Origin of the sequence: Duganella radicis (assembly GCF_009720825.1) — a bacterium.
In the GTDB taxonomy this organism is placed as follows: Bacteria; Pseudomonadota; Gammaproteobacteria; order Burkholderiales; family Burkholderiaceae_D; genus Rugamonas; species Rugamonas radicis.
Window position 1 is genome coordinate 1 of the sequence record NZ_WNKY01000072.1, and the last position, 16839, is coordinate 16839.

The 16839-nt window shown below is 64.0% G+C and carries 19 protein-coding genes and 2 pseudogenes; 13 read left to right on the top strand and 8 right to left on the bottom strand.

From position 1 onward, the window contains the following. The 3 genes and pseudogenes from GM676_RS31665 to GM676_RS30090 form a co-directional block, all read left to right on the top strand. Positions 1-357 (top strand): annotated as a pseudogene (locus tag GM676_RS31665) (hypothetical protein); the annotation flags it as partial. Between the two features lie 2 nt (positions 358-359). Beyond that, the gene (locus tag GM676_RS30085) at positions 360-1211 is read left to right on the top strand and encodes an MOSC domain-containing protein (protein ID WP_155468215.1); all 852 of its coding nucleotides are present in this window, start codon (positions 360-362) and stop codon (positions 1209-1211) included. Between the two features lie 65 nt (positions 1212-1276). Further along, positions 1277-2434, top strand: a complete 1158-nt coding sequence (locus GM676_RS30090) for a GGDEF domain-containing protein (RefSeq protein WP_155468216.1) — start codon at positions 1277-1279, stop codon at positions 2432-2434. Here GM676_RS30090 and GM676_RS30095 read toward each other — a convergent pair. Further along, on the bottom strand, positions 2431-4413 hold the full coding sequence (locus GM676_RS30095) for a monovalent cation:proton antiporter family protein (protein ID WP_155468217.1): 1983 nt from the start codon (positions 4411-4413) through the stop codon (positions 2431-2433). The genes GM676_RS30090 and GM676_RS30095 overlap by 4 nt on opposite strands. 75 nt (positions 4414-4488) lie before the next feature. On the opposite strand from GM676_RS30095, the gene GM676_RS30100 reads away from it, so the two are divergent. The 9 genes from GM676_RS30100 to GM676_RS30140 all read left to right on the top strand — a co-directional run bounded on the left by GM676_RS30100 (position 4489) and on the right by GM676_RS30140 (position 11940). Further along, positions 4489-5478 (top strand): KpsF/GutQ family sugar-phosphate isomerase, encoded by a 990-nt coding sequence (locus GM676_RS30100; protein ID WP_155468218.1) that lies wholly within the window; start codon positions 4489-4491, stop codon positions 5476-5478. Beyond that, positions 5478-6008, top strand: a complete 531-nt coding sequence (locus GM676_RS30105; protein WP_155468219.1) for a KdsC family phosphatase — start codon at positions 5478-5480, stop codon at positions 6006-6008. Before GM676_RS30100 ends, GM676_RS30105 begins: the two co-directional genes overlap by 1 nt. A gap of 12 nt (positions 6009-6020) precedes the next feature. Then, a complete protein-coding gene (lptC, locus tag GM676_RS30110) occupies positions 6021-6614 on the top strand; it encodes an LPS export ABC transporter periplasmic protein LptC (protein WP_155468220.1) in 594 nt (197 codons plus the stop codon). A gap of 17 nt (positions 6615-6631) precedes the next feature. Next, positions 6632-7219, top strand: a complete 588-nt coding sequence (gene lptA / locus GM676_RS30115) for a lipopolysaccharide transport periplasmic protein LptA (protein WP_155468246.1) — start codon at positions 6632-6634, stop codon at positions 7217-7219. A gap of 1 nt (position 7220) precedes the next feature. Next, the gene (gene lptB, locus GM676_RS30120) at positions 7221-7973 is read left to right on the top strand and encodes an LPS export ABC transporter ATP-binding protein (RefSeq protein ID WP_155468221.1); all 753 of its coding nucleotides are present in this window, start codon (positions 7221-7223) and stop codon (positions 7971-7973) included. A 6-nt stretch (positions 7974-7979) separates the two neighbouring features. Next, positions 7980-9452, top strand: a complete 1473-nt coding sequence (locus GM676_RS30125) for an RNA polymerase factor sigma-54 (protein ID WP_155468222.1) — start codon at positions 7980-7982, stop codon at positions 9450-9452. Between the two features lie 76 nt (positions 9453-9528). Next, entirely contained in the window at positions 9529-9888 is a 360-nt protein-coding gene (gene hpf, locus GM676_RS30130; RefSeq protein ID WP_155468224.1) for a ribosome hibernation-promoting factor, HPF/YfiA family, read from the top strand. Between the two features lie 57 nt (positions 9889-9945). Further along, entirely contained in the window at positions 9946-10851 is a 906-nt protein-coding gene (locus GM676_RS30135; RefSeq protein WP_155468226.1) for an alginate lyase family protein, read from the top strand. Positions 10852-10860: 9 nt separating this feature from the next. After that, positions 10861-11940 (top strand): enoyl-CoA hydratase/isomerase family protein, encoded by a 1080-nt coding sequence (locus GM676_RS30140; RefSeq protein ID WP_155468228.1) that lies wholly within the window; start codon positions 10861-10863, stop codon positions 11938-11940. Between the two features lie 45 nt (positions 11941-11985). Here the strand turns inward: GM676_RS30140 and GM676_RS30145 are convergent, their stop codons facing one another. Further along, complete coding sequence (locus GM676_RS30145) at positions 11986-12624, bottom strand: DsbA family oxidoreductase (protein ID WP_155468230.1); 639 nt, start codon at positions 12622-12624, stop codon at positions 11986-11988. Between the two features lie 96 nt (positions 12625-12720). After that, positions 12721-13338: an FMN-dependent NADH-azoreductase gene (locus GM676_RS30150; RefSeq protein ID WP_155468232.1), complete on the bottom strand. Its 618-nt coding sequence runs from the start codon at positions 13336-13338 to the stop codon at positions 12721-12723. A gap of 109 nt (positions 13339-13447) precedes the next feature. Here GM676_RS30150 and GM676_RS30155 point away from each other — a divergent pair, with 109 nt between their 5' ends. Then, positions 13448-13903 (top strand): winged helix-turn-helix transcriptional regulator, encoded by a 456-nt coding sequence (locus GM676_RS30155; protein WP_371866413.1) that lies wholly within the window; start codon positions 13448-13450, stop codon positions 13901-13903. 82 nt (positions 13904-13985) lie between these two features. Here GM676_RS30155 and GM676_RS30160 read toward each other — a convergent pair whose 3' ends face one another. From GM676_RS30160 to GM676_RS30180, 5 genes and pseudogenes are all read right to left on the bottom strand, one after another. Further along, on the bottom strand, positions 13986-14186 hold the full coding sequence (locus GM676_RS30160) for a helix-turn-helix domain-containing transcriptional regulator (RefSeq protein ID WP_155468236.1): 201 nt from the start codon (positions 14184-14186) through the stop codon (positions 13986-13988). Then, a pseudogene (locus GM676_RS33030) lies at positions 14179-14337 on the bottom strand (type II toxin-antitoxin system RelE/ParE family toxin); the annotation flags it as partial. The pseudogene GM676_RS33030 and the gene GM676_RS30160, both read right to left, overlap by 8 nt. Before the next feature lie 30 nt (positions 14338-14367). Then, complete coding sequence (locus GM676_RS30170; protein ID WP_155468240.1) at positions 14368-15447, bottom strand: protein-glutamate methylesterase/protein-glutamine glutaminase; 1080 nt, start codon at positions 15445-15447, stop codon at positions 14368-14370. Next, positions 15444-16277 (bottom strand): CheR family methyltransferase, encoded by an 834-nt coding sequence (locus GM676_RS30175; RefSeq protein ID WP_155468242.1) that lies wholly within the window; start codon positions 16275-16277, stop codon positions 15444-15446. The genes GM676_RS30170 and GM676_RS30175 overlap by 4 nt, the downstream gene beginning before the upstream one ends. A 2-nt stretch (positions 16278-16279) precedes the next feature. Beyond that, a complete protein-coding gene (locus tag GM676_RS30180; protein WP_155468244.1) occupies positions 16280-16768 on the bottom strand; it encodes a chemotaxis protein CheW in 489 nt (162 codons plus the stop codon). Positions 16769-16839 lie beyond the last annotated feature (71 nt).

Consider the following 16839-nt stretch of genomic DNA (forward strand, 5'->3'; position numbering starts at 1 on the left):
CGTGCCCGGGCTGGCGTGACTGGCCGCGGCCAGTCTGGCGGCGTACAGCGTACCGCCACCGAACCCTTTTTTGGCTCGTCCGCCGCGCCTGCCGCCGCCGCGTCCGCCGAACGTGCTGCCGCGCCTGCTGCGCCGAAGGCCCGTCCTGCTGGCAAATCGCGTTCTGGCAAGCCTGATGCCGGCAAGCCGAAGGCCGCCGCCCCAGCGAAAGCATCCGCCGCCGATGCCGCGCCGGGCGCTGACGCCACGCCTGCCACCGACCAGCCTGCCAAGGCCAAGCCAGCCCGCAAGCCTGCCGCGCCACGCACGCCGCGTCCGCCGAAAGCCAAAGCCGCTGCCGCACCAACCGAGGAGTAACAATGCCCACGCTGTCCGCCATCACCATCTACCCGATCAAATCCTGCGCCGGGCTGTCGCTGGAGGAAGCCACGCTGACTCCGCTCGGCCTGATGTCCGCGCAAATCTACGATCGTGAATGGATGGTGGTGGACAGCAACGGCATCGCCCTGACCCAGCGCGAGCATCCGCGCATGGCGCTGATCAAGCCCACCATCAAGGGCGCCACGCTGGAAGTGCAAGCCCCCGGCATGCTGCGCCTCGAAATCCCGCTCGGCCTGCCCGATCCGCAAACCGCGCCCACGCTGCAAACGCAAGTCTGGGACGACAGCGTGCTGGCCTACGACTGCGACGCCCTGACCGCCGAATGGTTCACCCAAGCCATCGGCGTGCCATGCCGCCTGGCGCGCTTCCACGCCAACGCCGAACGCGCGGTCAGCACCAAGTGGACCAACGGCGTCGCAGCCACCACCATGTTCTCCGACGGCTACCCGATGCTGGTCACCGGCACCGCCTCGCTGGACGATCTGAATCAGAAACTGGTGGCCGCCGGCCGCCAGGCCATCCCCATGAACCGCTTCCGCCCCAACCTGGTCATCGACGGCATCGAAGCTTTTGAAGAAGACTACGCCGAATCGTTCCAGATCGGCGAGGCCACGCTGAAGCCTGTCAAACCCTGCCCGCGCTGCCCGATGCCCTCCATCGACCAGGCCACCGGCGAATTCGGCCCCGACCCGCTGGACATCATGCAAAGCTACCGCGCCAAGCCGGAACTGGAGGGCGCGCTGTGCTTCGGCATGAACAGCATCCTGATCGCCGGCGTGGACCAGCGTGTGCGCGTCGGCCAGGAAATCGAGGTTACACTGGCGTTTTAAGCAATCCGGGCATTCCCAACCGGGCCAACTTGGCGTAATGTGGGAATACGCAAGAAAGGGCCATCATGACGCAGACCGCAACCGGGAAACTTCCGCTTCAGACCGATCAACACGATCTGGCGGCCGAGAACCGGGCGTTGCGCGCGCGGATGGCTTACCTGCTGGAGCAGGCCGAACGCAACCACTCCATCATGACGCGCCATCAGGCCTTCGACCTGGAGATCGTCGGCGCCAGCAATTTCCCTGAACTGATAGGCACCATTTTCCGTGTACTGCCGGTAATTTCCGAACTCGATAGCGTGACCCTGACGCTGATCGACGAGGATGCCGACATCCGCACCGTCATGCTCAAGCTGGATGTGGTGTTTGAGGATTTCCCCGACCTGATTTTCGTCGAGACCGTGGACGAACTGGGTTTCGACCTGGGCCGCCGCAACGCCTACACGCCCACCCCCAAGCCGCTGCTGGGCATGTTCGACCACATCCGCCATGCCGGCGCCTTCCCGAACGCGCCGGCCGGCCTGCAAAGCGTGGCGCTGGTGCCGCTGCTGCGCAACAAGCGCGTGATCGGCAGCCTGAATCTGGGCAGCTGCGATCCGACCCGCTTCACGCCCAGCCTGGGCACGGACTTCATCGAGCACATGGCGTCCATCATCGCCATCTGCCTTGAGAACGTCATCTCCAACGAGATGCTCAAGTACATCGGCCTGACCGATTCGCTGACCGGCGTGTACAACCGCCGCTACATCGACCGCCGCCTGCTGGAGGAAATTGCCCGGGCGCGCCGCCAGTTGTATCCGATTTCCTTCATGTACATCGATATCGACCATTTCAAGCGGGTCAACGACACGGTGGGCCATGGCGGCGGCGACGAGGTGTTGCGCGAGGTGGCGGGGCGCATCAAGAACGAGCTGCGGACCTCGGACGCGCTGGCGCGCTTCGGCGGCGAGGAGTTTGTGGTGCTGCTGATCGATGCCAATCTGGAGAGCGCGGCGTTTGTGGCGGAGCGCATCCGCGCCAGTGTGGCCGGCAGCATGATCAGCCTGTCGCCCGAATTGCAGTTGTCGGTGACGGTGTCGATCGGCGTGGCTTGCCTGGAGGTGGGCACGGCCGAAGGCGAGCCGGAAGCCATTGCCCGTGCGCTGATCGAACGGGCCGATGGCTTGCTCTATGACGCCAAGGAGCACGGCCGCAACCGTGTGGTCTCCACCCGCGCGGATTAACGGGTCAGGCGCTGCTCGGCGCGATTGACGGCTTCGGCCGCGCCGCGCAGCACCACCACATCGCCCGCCTGCAACGTCGTCTCCGGCGTCACTTCCACGCCGCTCTTGCCGCGCCGGATGCTGGCCACTTGCGCGCCCGACGCGCCCACATCCAGCGATTCCAGCGAGCGCCCCACGCACGGCGCGCTGCCGTTCAGGGTGATCGAATGCAGGCGCTCCATGTCGGCCTCCTCGTCCACGTCGCTCATGCCGTGGAAGTAGCCGCGCAGCGAGGCGTAGCGCTCCTCGCGCGCCGCCTGCACCCGGTGCACCACGCGCCGCAGCGGCACGCCCAGCATCACCAGCGCGTGCGAGGCCAGCATCAGGCTGCCCTCCATCAGCTCCGGCACCACCTCCGCCGCGCCGGCCTGCTTGAGGCGGTCCAGATCGGTATCGTCGTGCGAGCGCACGATCACCGGCAGCGACGGCGTCAGCTCGTGCACCTGATGCAGCACGCGCAGCGCCGAACGGGTATCGGCATAGGTAATCACAATCGCGCTGGCGCGGTAGATACCGGCCGCCACCAGGCTTTCGCGCCGCGCCGCATCGCCGTAGGAGACTTGCGCGCCCGCGCTCTGCGCTTCCTGCACGCGCTCGGGATCGAGGTCCAGCGCGTGGTACTCGATCTTCTCCTCGGCCAGCAGCGTGGCCAGGCCCTGGCCGCTGCGGCCGAAACCGCACACGATGACGTGCTTGTTGGTGGACATGGTGCGGCTGGCGATCTTGGTCAGTTGCAGCGACTGCATCATCCACTCGTTGCTGGAGAACTTCATCACAATCTTGTCCGACTGCGCGATGATGAACGGCGCCAGCAGCATCGACAGCACCATCGACGCCAGCACCACCTGCACGACGTTGGAATCCATCAGGTTCTGCCCGGCCGCCAGATTCAGCAGCACGAAGCCGAACTCGCCCGCCTGCGCCAGCGCCAGGCCGGTGCGCATGGAGACGCCGTCGGTGGCGCCAAACAGCTTGGCCAGGCCGGCGATCAGGGCGAACTTCATCAGCACCGGCGCGCACAGCAGGATCAGCACCAGCCACCAGTTGGCCATCACCAGCTTGACGTTGAGCAGCATGCCAATGGTGATGAAGAACAGTCCCAGCAGCACGTCGCGGAACGGCTTGATGTCTTCTTCCACCTGATGCTTGTATTCGGTCTCGGATATCAGCATGCCGGCCACGAAGGCGCCCAGGGCCAGCGACAGGCCGGCGCGCTCGGTGATCCAGGCCGCGCCCAGCGTCACCAGCAGCAGGTTCAGCATGAACAATTCCTGCGAGCGGCGCTTGACCACGATGGTGAACCAGCCGCGCATGATTTTGTGGCCGACCACCAGCAGCAGCGCCAGCACGATCACCGCCTTCAAACCGGCCCAGCCCAGCGTCTCCACCAGCTTGTCCGGGCGCTCGCCCAGCGACGGGATCAGGATCAGCAGCGGCACCACCGCCAAGTCCTGGAACAGCAGGATGCCGATGATTTTGCGGCCATGCTCGCTTTCCAGCTCCAGCCGCTCGGTCAGCATCTTGGAGACAATCGCGGTGGAAGACATGGCCAGCGCCCCGCCCAGCGCGAACGAGGCCTGCCAGCTGATGTGCAGGGCAGGGGGCAGCTGGGTGGCGATGGTCCAGCCAAAGAGCATGGTGGCGACGATAGTGAGCACTACCTGCGCCATGCCCAGCCCGAACACAATCCGGCTCATGGCCTTGAGTTTGGGGAGGGAGAATTCCAGTCCGATGGAGAACATCAGGAACACCACGCCGAACTCGGCCAGGCCGTGGGTGGTCTCGCTTTGCTCGGCCAGGCCCAGCGCGTGGGGGCCGATCAGGATGCCGACCGCCAGGTAGCCCAGCATGGGCGGCAGATGCATCATACGGAAGGCGACCACGCCCAGCACGGCACTGCCTAGCAACAACAGGGTCAATTCAAGCGGGGAAAACGTCATTTTGTTGTGACTGGCAAGTTTTTTGCTTTCTCAATTCGGCTATACTTGGGCATGAGTGTAACCCATGAAAAAACAATGCTGAAAGTTTTTGACGCAAAAACGGCACTGCGCCTTGCCCGCGACACCCTGCAAAACGAAGCGGATGCCATCAATGCCCTCAACGCGCGCCTCGAAAACGACGATAGCGTGGTGCAGGCCATTTCCCTGCTGCTGAACTGCTCGGGGCGCGTGGTCGTGTCCGGCATCGGCAAATCGGGCCATATCGGCCGCAAGATCGCCGCCACGCTGGCCTCGACCGGCACGCCGGCGCTGTTCGTGCATCCGGCCGAAGCCGCCCACGGCGACCTCGGCATGGTGACCGCCGATGATGCATTTATCGCCATTTCCTACTCCGGCGAAAGTTCGGAGCTGATGACCATCCTGCCGGTGGTCAAGCGCATGGGCAGCAAGGTCATCGCCATCACCGGCAAGCCGGGCTCCAGCCTGGCCACCATCGCCGACGTCCATCTGAACGTGGCGGTGGCCAAGGAAGCCTGCCCGATGAACCTGGCGCCGACCACCTCCACCACCGTCACGCTGGCGCTGGGCGACGCGCTGGCGGTGGCGCTGCTGGACCTGCGCGGCTTCAAGGAAGAAGATTTCGCCCGCTCGCATCCGGGCGGCGCGCTGGGCCGCCGCCTGCTGACCCACGTGAAAGACGTGATGCGCAGCGGCGACGCCGTGCCGAAAGTCACCGCCGACGTCAAGCTGACCGACGCGCTGCTGGAAATCACCCAGAAGGGCATGGGCATGACCGCCGTCGTCGATGCCGACAACCAGCCGGTGGGCGTGTTCACCGACGGCGACCTGCGCCGCATGATTGAAAAAGTGCAGGATTTCAGCAAGGTGGTGATCGGCGATGTGATGCACGCCAATCCGCGCACCATCGCGCCGGAGAAAATGGCGGTGGACGCGGTGGCCGTGATGGAGCAGTACCGCATCAACCAGATGCTGGTGACCGACGCCGACGGCAAGCTGGTCGGCGCGCTGCACATCCATGACCTGACCCGCGCCAAGGTGATCTGATGAGCGAACTGACCTACGTGGAACGCGCCGCGCGCGTCAAGCTGATGATCTTCGACGTCGACGGCGTGCTGACCGACGGCAGCCTGCATTACGGCGCCGACGGCGAGGCCTTGAAGACCTTCAACGTGCAGGACGGCCTCGGCATCAAGCTGATCCAGGAAGCCGGCATCCAGACCGCCATCATCAGCGCGCGCACCTCGCCGCAGGTGATCAAGCGCGCGGCCGACCTCGGCATCAGCCATCTGCACCAGGGCGGCCACGACAAGCTGACGCCGTTCAACGCGCTGCTGGAAAAGACCGGTCTCACGGCCGAGCAGGTTGGCTTCATCGGCGACGATGTGGTGGACTTGCCGATCCTGTCGCGCGTCGGCTTCGCGGTGGCGGTGCCGAACGGCCGCAAGGAGGTATTGGAGCGCGCCCACCACACCACCGCGGCCCATGGCGGCCGCGGCGCGGTGCGCGAGGTGTGCGAGCTGGTGCTGCACGCGCAAGGCCTGTACGAGCGCGTGATGGCGCAGTTCCTGGTTTAAAGGATAGCGATCATGCGTAAAAGAACAGCACACCGCTGGCAGCTGACCCTGATCATGATCGCCGGCGTGTTCGTCGCCGTCGGCAGCTTCTGGCTGGTGCAGGTGGTCAACCAGGCCGGGCAGGAAGCGCAGGTCGACAAGTTCCGCGAGGAGCCGGACTACATCATCGACCGCTTCAGCATGGTACGCATGAACAAGCAGGGCCAGCCCGCCTACATCATTTCCGGCGACAAGCTGACCCACCGTCCGGTGGACGACAGCTCGGTGATCGACAAGCCTTTCGTGCACGGCCTGTCGACCGACCAGCCGCCGATGAATATCCACGCGCAGACAGCTTATGTCGATCAGGGCAATACGCGGGTCAAACTGAGTGGTAATGTGGATGTGGTGCGACCCGCGACCAAACAGGCGCAGGAACTGCGCCTCAAGACCAGTACGCTGACCGTGTACCCGGATGAAGAGCGGATGGAAACCGACGCCAGTGTCGAGATGCTGGCCGGCCGCTCCACCGCCACCGGCACCGGCATGAAGGCCAACAACGCCACCCGCCAGATCGAGCTGGGCGGGCGTGGAACGATTACGATGCCGCCACGCGCGGCGCATTGAAGGAACGAACGATGAAGATGAACAAACTGATGATGTCGGCGGCGCTGCTGCTGGCCACCGCCGCCGGCGTGGCGCATGCCGAGAAGGCCGACTCCAGCAAGCCGACCGAGATCGCCTTTGACCAGCTGGAGTCGGACGACGTCAAGCAGATCAAGACCTTCACCGGCAATGTGGTGCTGACGCGCGGCACGCTGCTGATGAAGTCGCCGAAAGCGGTGGTGACCGAAGATCCGGAAGGCTACCAGTTCGTGGTGCTGACCAGCGGCCCGGGCGTGCAAGCCACCTTCCGCCAGAAGCTGGACGGCGCCGGCGACCAGTGGGTCGAAGGCCAGGCCGACCGCATCGAATACGACAACAAGACCGAGCTGGTGAAGCTGTACGCCAAGGCCCGGATCAAGAAGCTGGAAGGCCCGAAGACCGCCAGCCAGGTCGACGGCGAATTCATTTCCTACGACAGCCGCAAGGAATTCTTCGCGGTGAAGAACACCGCCTCCGGCGAGACCAAGCCGGGCGCCGGCCGCAGCACCATGGTGATCCAGCCGTCGAGCAAGCTGGCCGTGCCGCCAGCGCCGCCATCGACCAACCAGCCAGCGCCGGGGAAATAAGATGGAGTCGTCCTGCGGTAGCACCCTGATCGTCAAAGGCCTGCAAAAAACCTACGGCAAGCGCCAGGTGGTGCACGACGTCTCGCTGCAAGTGGAGTGCGGCGAGGTGGTGGGCCTGCTGGGGCCGAACGGCGCCGGCAAGACCACCTCGTTCTACATGATCGTCGGCCTGGTGCCGTCGGACGCCGGCAGCATCGATATCTCCGGCACCGACATTTCCTCGCTGCCGATCCACCGCCGCGCCACCATGGGCTTGTCCTACCTGCCACAGGAAGCGTCGGTGTTCCGCAAGCTGACGGTGGAAGAAAATATCCGCGCCGTGCTGGAGATCCAGAAAGTGGACGGCAAGCCTTTATCCAAGGCTGACATCGAGGAACGGCTGAATACCCTGCTGGCCGATTTGCAAATCGAGAAACTGCGCGAGAACCAGGCGCTGTCGCTGTCCGGCGGCGAGCGCCGCCGCGTGGAGATCGCGCGCGCGCTGGCCACCAATCCGCGCTTCGTGCTGCTCGATGAACCTTTCGCCGGGGTCGACCCGATTGCCGTGATTGAGATCCAGCGCATCGTGCGCTTCCTCAAGGAACGCGGCATCGGCGTCCTCATTACCGATCACAATGTGCGCGAGACGCTGGGCATCTGCGACCGCGCCTATATCATCAACCAGGGGACGGTGCTGGCTTCCGGCCGTCCGGACGACATCATCGCCAACGAGTCGGTGCGTCGCGTCTATCTGGGTGAACATTTCCGTATGTAAGTCTTCATGAAACAGTCTCTGCAACTGCGCACGTCGCAGCACCTGGCGTTGACGCCACAACTGCAACAGTCGATCCGGCTGTTGCAGTTGTCGACGCTGGAGCTGCATCAGGAACTGGAACAGCTGCTGACCGATAACCCGCTGCTGGAACGCCTGGACGATCCGCTCGATCACTCGCTGCGCCTGCTGGCCGACGGCGCCATCAGCCAGCAGGCGCCGGCCGGCGAAGCGCCGCCGGAAGGCCCGCCGGGCGAGGCGCCCGCGGCGGAGGCCGACAGCTACGACACGCCCGCCGCCGACACCGAAAGCACCACGCCCGACGCCGACATGGATTGGGGCGATTCCGGCCGCAGCAAGAACAACGACGACGAGGAGTCGCGTCCGCAACTGGAAGCCCATCACTGCACGCTGCGCGAGCATCTGATGGAGCAGATGCGGGTGACGGTACTGGAAATGCGCGACCGCGCGCTGGTGGAACTGATCATCGACGCGCTCGACGAGAACGGCTATCTGGAAGAGTCGCTGGAGGAAATCCACGCGCGCCTGCCGGAAGAGCTGGAGATCGAAATCGAGGAATTGCAGACCGCGCTCAAGCTGTTGCAAAGCTTCGATCCGATGGGCGTGGGCGCGCGCAACGCGGCCGAATGCCTGGCGCTTCAGATCCGGCGTCTGCCCGGCGTGCCGTTGGTGACCAGGCGCATGGCCCTGGCCATCGTGGAAAATCATCTGGCGTGGTTCGCCCAGCGCGACTTCAACAAGCTGAAAAAAGCGCTGCTATGCGACGACGAGGATTTGCGCGAAGCGCAGGCCGTGATCCGCCAGTGCAATCCGCATCCGGGCGCGGCATTCGCCTCCGATGTGTCGGACTATGTGGTGCCGGACGTGATCGTGAAGAAGTCGCGCAACGGCTGGCAGGTCAGCCTGAACAACGACGTCATGCCGCGCCTGCGCGTGAACGCCATGTACGCCAACCTGCTCAAGCAGGGCAAGGGCGAAACCGCCATGGGCGCGCAACTGCAAGAGGCCAAATGGCTGATCAAGAATATGCGTCAGCGCTTCGACACCATCCTGCGCGTGGCGCAGGCGATAGTAGAAAGACAAAAGAACTTTTTCTCGCATGGCGCGGTTGCCATGCGCCCCCTTGTGCTTCGCGAAATTGCTGATACACTGGGACTACACGAGAGCACTATTTCTCGCGTAACAACTCAAAAATATATGCTGACCCCGCACGGCATGTTTGAGTTGAAATATTTCTTTGGTAGCCATGTCGCCACCGAAGCTGGCGGGGAAGCAAGTTCGACGGCGATACGTGCCTTGATTGTGCAATTGACAGGAGCAGAAGACCCGAAAAATCCTTTATCCGACAGTAAGATTGCGGACATGCTGGGAGAACAGGGCATGGTGATTGCGCGACGGACTGTTGCCAAATATCGCGAAGCGCTCAAAATCCCACCAGTCAGTCTCCGCAAGTCTTTGTAGTGTGTTGGTTCCTGCGCGCCCGGCAACAAGGGGCACCGCACTAACCGTCAGAAGCGACTTATCTTTAGGAGTGTGTATGAATCTCACCATCAGTGGACATCATCTCGAAGTGACCGCAGCGATTCGCGAGTACGTGCAGAACAAGCTGGAACGGGTCACCCGCCACTTTGATCAAGTGATTGATATTGCTGTCATCCTGACCGTAGATAACCTTAAAGAGAAAGAGAAACGCCAGAAGGCTGAAATCAACCTGCGTATGTCCGGCAAGACCGTCTACGTGGAAAGCCTGTCGCAAGACCTGTACGCCGCCATCGATACCTTGATCGACAAGCTTGATCGGCAGGTCATGAAGTACAAATCCAAAGTTCAATCGCACGGGCACGATGCCATCAAGCATATCCCGGACAGCTACGAACCCGCTGCCGCCGCCCTATAACAACGGCCCCGGCACACACAACTAAGGGCGCACGAGGGCGCCCTTTATTGGACGCATATGGTTAAACGTTTACCTTTCATTTTATTGATGCTGGCCGGTGCCGCATCCGCCTGCGAGGCGCCGCCGCCGGCGCGCGGCGATATCGAGGCCAACAGCTATTACTCGGATGCGCATCATTCGGTGATTGACCCGGTGCTGCGGGCCAAGAATATCGCCAATACCAGACCGATCGAGGATTTCCTGTCGCAGGTGGCGCGCGACGCCAACGGGCAGGGCGATGCGGCATGCGCGCTGTCCTGGCTGGCCAGCTGGGGCGGGCAGAAAGCCATGCTGGGCAAGATGTCGAGCGAGCAGGCTTACTACGTGCGCAAGTGGACCCTGGGCGGCATGGCGCTCAGCTATGCGCGCATCCAGCGGCAGGCCACGCCGGCGCAGCGGGCAACGATCGAAGGCTGGTTCAAGGCGCTGGCCGACGCCACCATCGCCCACTCGGATGCGAAGAAGGGCGGCCGCAACAACCACTACTACTGGGAGGGGCTGGCGGTGACAGCGGTGGGAGGCGTCACCGGCGAAGCGCGTTATCTCGACTGGGGCCGCAAGGTGCTCAACCACGCGCTGGGCCAGATGGAGCCCGACGGCGCGTTGCCGGCCGAGATGGAACGCGCCGGCAAGGCGCTGCACTATCAGGTGTACGCCGCCACGCCGCTGGCGCTGATGGCCTCCATCCTCGACGTGCACGATGCGCGGCTCGATACGCTGGTGGGGTTCACGGTGGCGGCATCGGCCGATCCTTCGGGCATCGCGCGGCGCACCGGCGTCGCGCAGGAGCCGGTGGGCAGCCGCGAGGTGACAGTGTTCTACAACCGCCACGAAGGCAGGCCGCCGCTGACCGGCAAGGCGCTGTGGCAGCCGCGCCTGGGTGGCGCGCTGGATGTGCCCAACCCGCTGGAGCATCTGAAGTAGAATGCGGGGATGAGCGCATACATTCACACCAGCATTGGCAACGGCACCGGCCTGATCGTACTGGACCGGCCCAAGGCCCTCAACTCCCTGTCGCTCGACATGGTGCGGGCGATGACGCGGGCGCTGCTGGCGTGGCGCGATGACGCGGCGGTCGATGCCGTGGTCGTCCGCAGCAGCAGCGAGAAAGCGTTTTGCGCCGGCGGCGACATCCGCTTCTTCTATGAAGCAGGCCGTACCTCGCCGCAGAACGGCAGCGCGCTGGTGGAGGATTTCTTCACCGAGGAATATTCGCTAAACCATTTAGTTCATTTCTATCCCAAGCCGTACATCGCCTTGATGGATGGCGTGGTGATGGGCGGCGGCATGGGCGTGGCGCAAGCCGGTCCGGAGGCGCGCGTGCGCATCGTGACCGACAAGACCAAAATGGCCATGCCGGAAGTGAACATCGGCCTGTTCCCGGACGTGGGCGGCAGCTACTTCCTGTCGCGCGCGCCGGGGGCGCTGGGCTATTATCTCGGCGTGACCGGCATCACCATCAACGCCGCCGACGCGCTGTATGCCGGCCTGGCCGACCATTACGCGCCGCTGGCCGACCGCGCCGCATTGGACGCGCTGCTGACCGCCGCGCCGGGCGCCAGCCTGCCGGCCGCGCTGGCGGCCTACGCCGCAGCCCACGATGCCGGCGATAGCGTGCTGGCCGCCAACCGCGCCGCCATCGACCGCCACTTCAGCGCCGGCTCCGTTCCCGCCATCGTCGCCTCATTGCAGGCGGACGGCGGCGAATTCGCGCTGAACACGCTGGACGTGATGGCCACCCGCTCGCCGCTGATGATGTGCATCACCCACGAACTGATCAAGCGCGGCGCCACGCTGGACGTGGCCGATTGCCTGCGTATGGAGCGCGCGCTGGTGCGCCGCAACTTCGAAAACGGCGAAGTGATCGAAGGCGTGCGCGCCCTGGTGATCGACAAAGACAACCAGCCGAAATGGCATCCCGCCACGCTCGACGCCGTCACGGAAGAAATGGTCCAAGCCATGTTCGCCCCAGTCTGGCCCGACTACGCCCACCCCTTGCGGAGCCTGGACTGAAAATCCTTGTTTAAGCAAAGTGATCTACGCCGATTCGCCCCCATATCAGGTGTTCAAAGTTTGGAGCGCTTGGTCTATCAACATGAATATCTCCTTCTCGCTGCGACCACCGTTGATTGCCAGGCTGCCTGCGAAGATGAAGTGCGGAACAGAACGAATGCCGGCCGCATGTGCGATTGCCGCCTCGCGCTCGACCTGTTGGCGCAAAGTGGGATCAAGCGCGATGGAACGAGCCTCCTCCCGGCTAAACCCGTAATCGACAGCGATGTCCGCCAGCACATCCGCATCCGCGATATTGCGCACTGCAAGGAAATAGGCATCCGTGATTGCCACGGCCAGCTGATGCTGCGTGCCGCGCTCTCTCGCAGCCAGGATGAGCGCGTGTGCTGAGTGCGTTGGATAAGCATAGAGTTGACGGCCAAGATCCAACGCCAGGCCGGATGCCCGCGCCTCGGCTTCAGGACGAGCGAATGCCGATTTCGGATCAGTCACACCGTATCGCTTTTGCAGCAGATCTGGAATGTAGATCCCAGTGGCCGGAGCGTCTGGTAGCAGCAACACCGGATGATGACGGATATCGACCGGAAGGTCCGCGAAATGCTCCGCCAGCACCTTGTCCAGTCTGTACTGGCCGACCAGGCACCAAGGGCAGGTAATTTCGGTGTAGAGATCAATTGACAGCATGATGTGTTTCCTTCCTCAGCAATTGGAGATACCCGGGGCCGCTCGTAAATAGGATTGGTCCGTAAGTTGGTCCACCAGGAAAAAGAGAGAGCTTCATCAGGCAGCCTTGCCCAGCAAAGTTTGCACGGCCGACTCCGCGTTCGCGATAGCGGCCTTTACCGCATCCGGGCCGAACGCTGTCCCTTCGACGCGCACCAACTCAACGTCGCCCAGACCGATGAACGCGAGCAGATGGAGCAGGTAACCGGTCTGGAAATCGAACGATGCATAAGGCCCCGCCGAGAACACCCCGCCAGTAGCGACGACCAGATAGACTTTTTTCCCGCTCAGCAGTCCTTGCGGCCCGCCGCTACCATAGCTGAAGGTTACCCCCGGCCACGTAACGTGATCGAACCAGGCCTTGAGCTGAGAGGACGGTCCAAAGTTGATCATGCCCGATCCGAGCACAATGACGTCGGCCGTCTTCAATTCATCGATCAATTGCTGGGCCAACGCAACGGCTTGGGCTTGCTCCGCAGTGCGGCTATCCGGCGCCGCGTTGCGGCCATCGATATAGGCTGGCGTGATGTGTGGAACGGGGGATGTGGCAAGGTCTCTCACTGTCAACGTGCCGTGCTTCCGCTGCTTGATGTGTTCAGCGATTTCAGTGGCGAAACGGGTAGAGAGGCTGTCAGCCCCGCGTGGGCTGGACGTGATCAGTAAAACATGACTCATGAGAACTCCTAAGGATAAAATAAGAACCAGATAATCAATCAATCCTGAATTACCTAACCATACGAAAGATGGTATGGTTTCTATCCAAACCCCACAAGAAGGCACATGTATGTCACCGAGTCACAAGTTTCTGCCCCATGGGATGCACGATGCGGACGCGAGTCCATGTCAACCCACCCGTGAACTCTTGAACCGCATCGGCGATAAATGGAGTCTCTACATCATCGCCACGCTGGCCGATGGGACGCTGCGCTTTAACGAGCTGAAACGGAGAATAGACGGCATCTCCCAGCGCATGCTGACACTCACGCTGCGCGGCCTGGAGCGCGATGGCCTGGTCACCCGCACGATGTATCCGACCATCCCGCCACGGGTAGACTATGAACTTACCGAATCCGGCAAAACGCTATTAGAGCCAGTGATGGGGTTGGTTAACTGGGCCAACAACAACCAGCGTTCTATTGCAGAAGCTCAGAAGCGCTTTGACGAAGCGCCAGAGCCAGAGCAGGTCTCCGTTCAGGGCGTGATCTATCGGCGCATGACAGCCGACCACCGAAACGATTAGTGAATTGCCACCTGAGTCGTACATGTGCCGGCCTGAATGCGCTGGCCCGCCCAGTCTGGCCGGACTACGCCCATCCGCTGCGTCATTTGGACTGAGCATCCTCAGGGATGAGTTCTGTGTCCCACTCCAGCTTGTGCATGCTCTTGGCCCGCGCTACGATGCTCAATGCCTTCGCGATGATGTCTTCGTTTCCGGTTTTGAAAATATCTGCCAGAAAATATTCTATTGCCTCTTTGCTGTCGAGAGCCTCAGCTGGATCGAAAGGGAAGAATTCTTCAGTCATGATGGCGTCTCCATTGTTCGGCAAGATGCTTGGCTCGCCTGATGTCGGCCTGCTGGGATTTCTTGTCTCCCGCGCAGAGTAAGACCACGATGGTTGCCTCTTGTTCGAGGTAGTAAATACGATAGCCCGAACTGAGATGAATACGCATTTCGCTTAAGCCGTCAGGACGTCCGCGCGCTCGTTATCTGTGATGGCGGCCCGCTGCGGCGACGGCGGCCGGAATGTCCCGCAGCGGCAGGATGCTGCGGGCGGCGTCGCGCTTGACCGCTTCCTTGGGCATGCCGTACACCACGCAGCTGGCCTCGTCCTGGGCGATGGTGTGGGCGCCGGCGTCGCGCATTTCGCGCAGGCCGCGGGCGCCGTCGTCGCCCATGCCGGTCATGATCACGCCCAGCGCGTTGCGGCCGGCGCAGTGCGCCAGCGAGCGGAATAGCACGTCCACCGATGGCCGGTGGCGGTTGACCGGCGGCGCGTCCTTGATCTCCACCCGGTACTGGGCGCCGCTGCGCTGGACCACCAGGTGGCGCCCGCCCGGCGCGATCAGGGCGCGCCCGGGCAGCACCCGGTCGCCGTCCTGGGCCTCGCGCACTTCGATCTGGCACAGCTGGTCGAGACGGCGCGCGAAGGCGCCGGTGAATTGCTTCGGCATGTGCTGCACGATGACGATGCCCGGGCACACCCGTGGCAGCGCGCCCAGCACGTATTCCAGCGCCTGCGTGCCGCCGGTGGAGGTGCCGATGCCCACCACGCTTTCGCTGCCCAGCACCGGCGCCGGCGCCGCCGCCGGCAGCACCGCGTCGGCGCTCAGCCTGGGCGAGGGCGGCGCCGGCGCGGCCACCTTCGCCGCCATGGCGCCGAGGTTGGCGCGCGCGGCCGCCTTGATCACGCCAGCCAGATCGTCGCCGCTGTCGACCAGGAATTGCCGCAGCCCCAGCTTGGGCTTGGCGATCACGCTGACGGCGCCGGCCGCCAGCGCCTGCATGGTGGTCTCGGCGCCCTGTTCGGTCAGGGTGGAACAGATCACCACCGGCGTCGGCCGCTCCCGCATCAGGCGCCGCAGGAAGCTGATGCCGTCCATGCGCGGCATCTCCACGTCCAGCACGATCACGTCCGGCCACTCGCGCGCCATGCGCTCCATGGCGTACAGCGGGTCGCTGGCGGTGGCGATCACGCTCAGCGCGGGATCGGCTGCCAGCAGCGCGGACAGCACCTGGCGCACCGTCGCCGAATCGTCGACGATCATCACCTTGACCGGCTTCATGCGGCTGCCAGCTTGCGGTAGATCGAGGGCCGCACCAGTTCCAGCTGGGTGCTGAAGCGGTTCAGGCTTTCCGAATGGCTGACGATGAACCAGCCGCCCGGACGCAGCCGCGCCTGTAGCCGCCGCACCACCTCGACCTTGGTTTCCTGGGGAAAGTAGATCAACACATTGCGCAGGAAAATCACGTCGAACTCGCCCAGCGCCGGCAGCTGCGCGTTGAGGTTGATTTGCCGGAAACTGACCCGCTCGCACAGCGCCGGATCGATGATGGAGGTGCCCTCGTGGCAGCCGACGCCGCGCAGGCAATATTGCTGCCGCAGCTCGCGCGGGATGGCGTCGAAGGCGGCCGAGCGATAGCTGGCGGCGCGCGCCTGTTCCAGCACCCGCGTGCTGAGGTCGGACGCCAGCACCTCCCAGGGCTGCTGCCCCAGCACCTGGGCCAGTGTCATGGCGATCGAGTACGGTTCCTCGCCGCTGGAGCAGGCGGCGCTCCACACCCGCACCGGGCCGCGCTCGCGCAAGGGCGGCAGGATGGTGTCGCGCAGGAAGTCGAAATGCTGCGGCTCGCGGAAGAAGTAGGTTTCGTTGGTGGTCAGCAGGTCGACCGCCGTTTGCAACTCGGCATGGTGCTGTTGCAGGTGCTGGAAATAGGCCGTGTAACTGTCCCAGCCATGGTCGCGCAACCGCCGCGCCAGCCGCGCGGCCACCAGCGCGCGCTTGGCGTCGGACAGGTGGATGCCGGCGATGCGGAACAGCAGGTCACGGAACAGCTGGAATTCCCGTTCGCTGAGGGGCGGCCCGCAGGGCACCGCCGACTGGCGCGCGCCCATGCTCAGGCGCCGGCGCCGGCCAGCTGCGCCAGCTCGTCGACCGCCAGCAGGCGGTCGCTGTCGAGCAGGATCACGAAGCGCTCGCGCAGCTTGCCCATGCCGGCGATGAAGTCGGCGCGGATGGTGGCGCCGAACGCGGGCGGCGGCTCGATCTGGGCGGGCGGGATTTCCAGCACGGCGTTGACGGCGTCGACCATGATGCCGATGTCGTGCGTGGTGTCGTCCGCGCGCGCCTCGACGATCACCACGCAGGTGCGGCGGGTCGGCGCGCTGGCCTGGCGGCCGAAGCGCGCCGCCAGGTCGATCACCGGCACCACGGCGCCGCGCAGGTTGATCACGCCGCGGATGAAGGCGGGCAGGCACGGCACGGTGGTCAGCTCGCCGTACTCGATGATTTCCTTGATGCCGAGGATGCCGAGGGCGTACACCTCGCTGCCCAGCATGAAGGTCAGGTACTGCTGGCCGCCGGGCGCGGTGGAAGCTGCGTCCATGGGCCGCTCCTAGTAGCGCACGAAGCCCGCCGGCGCGGCGCCGCCGGCCTTGGCCGCGCGCGCCGCTGGCT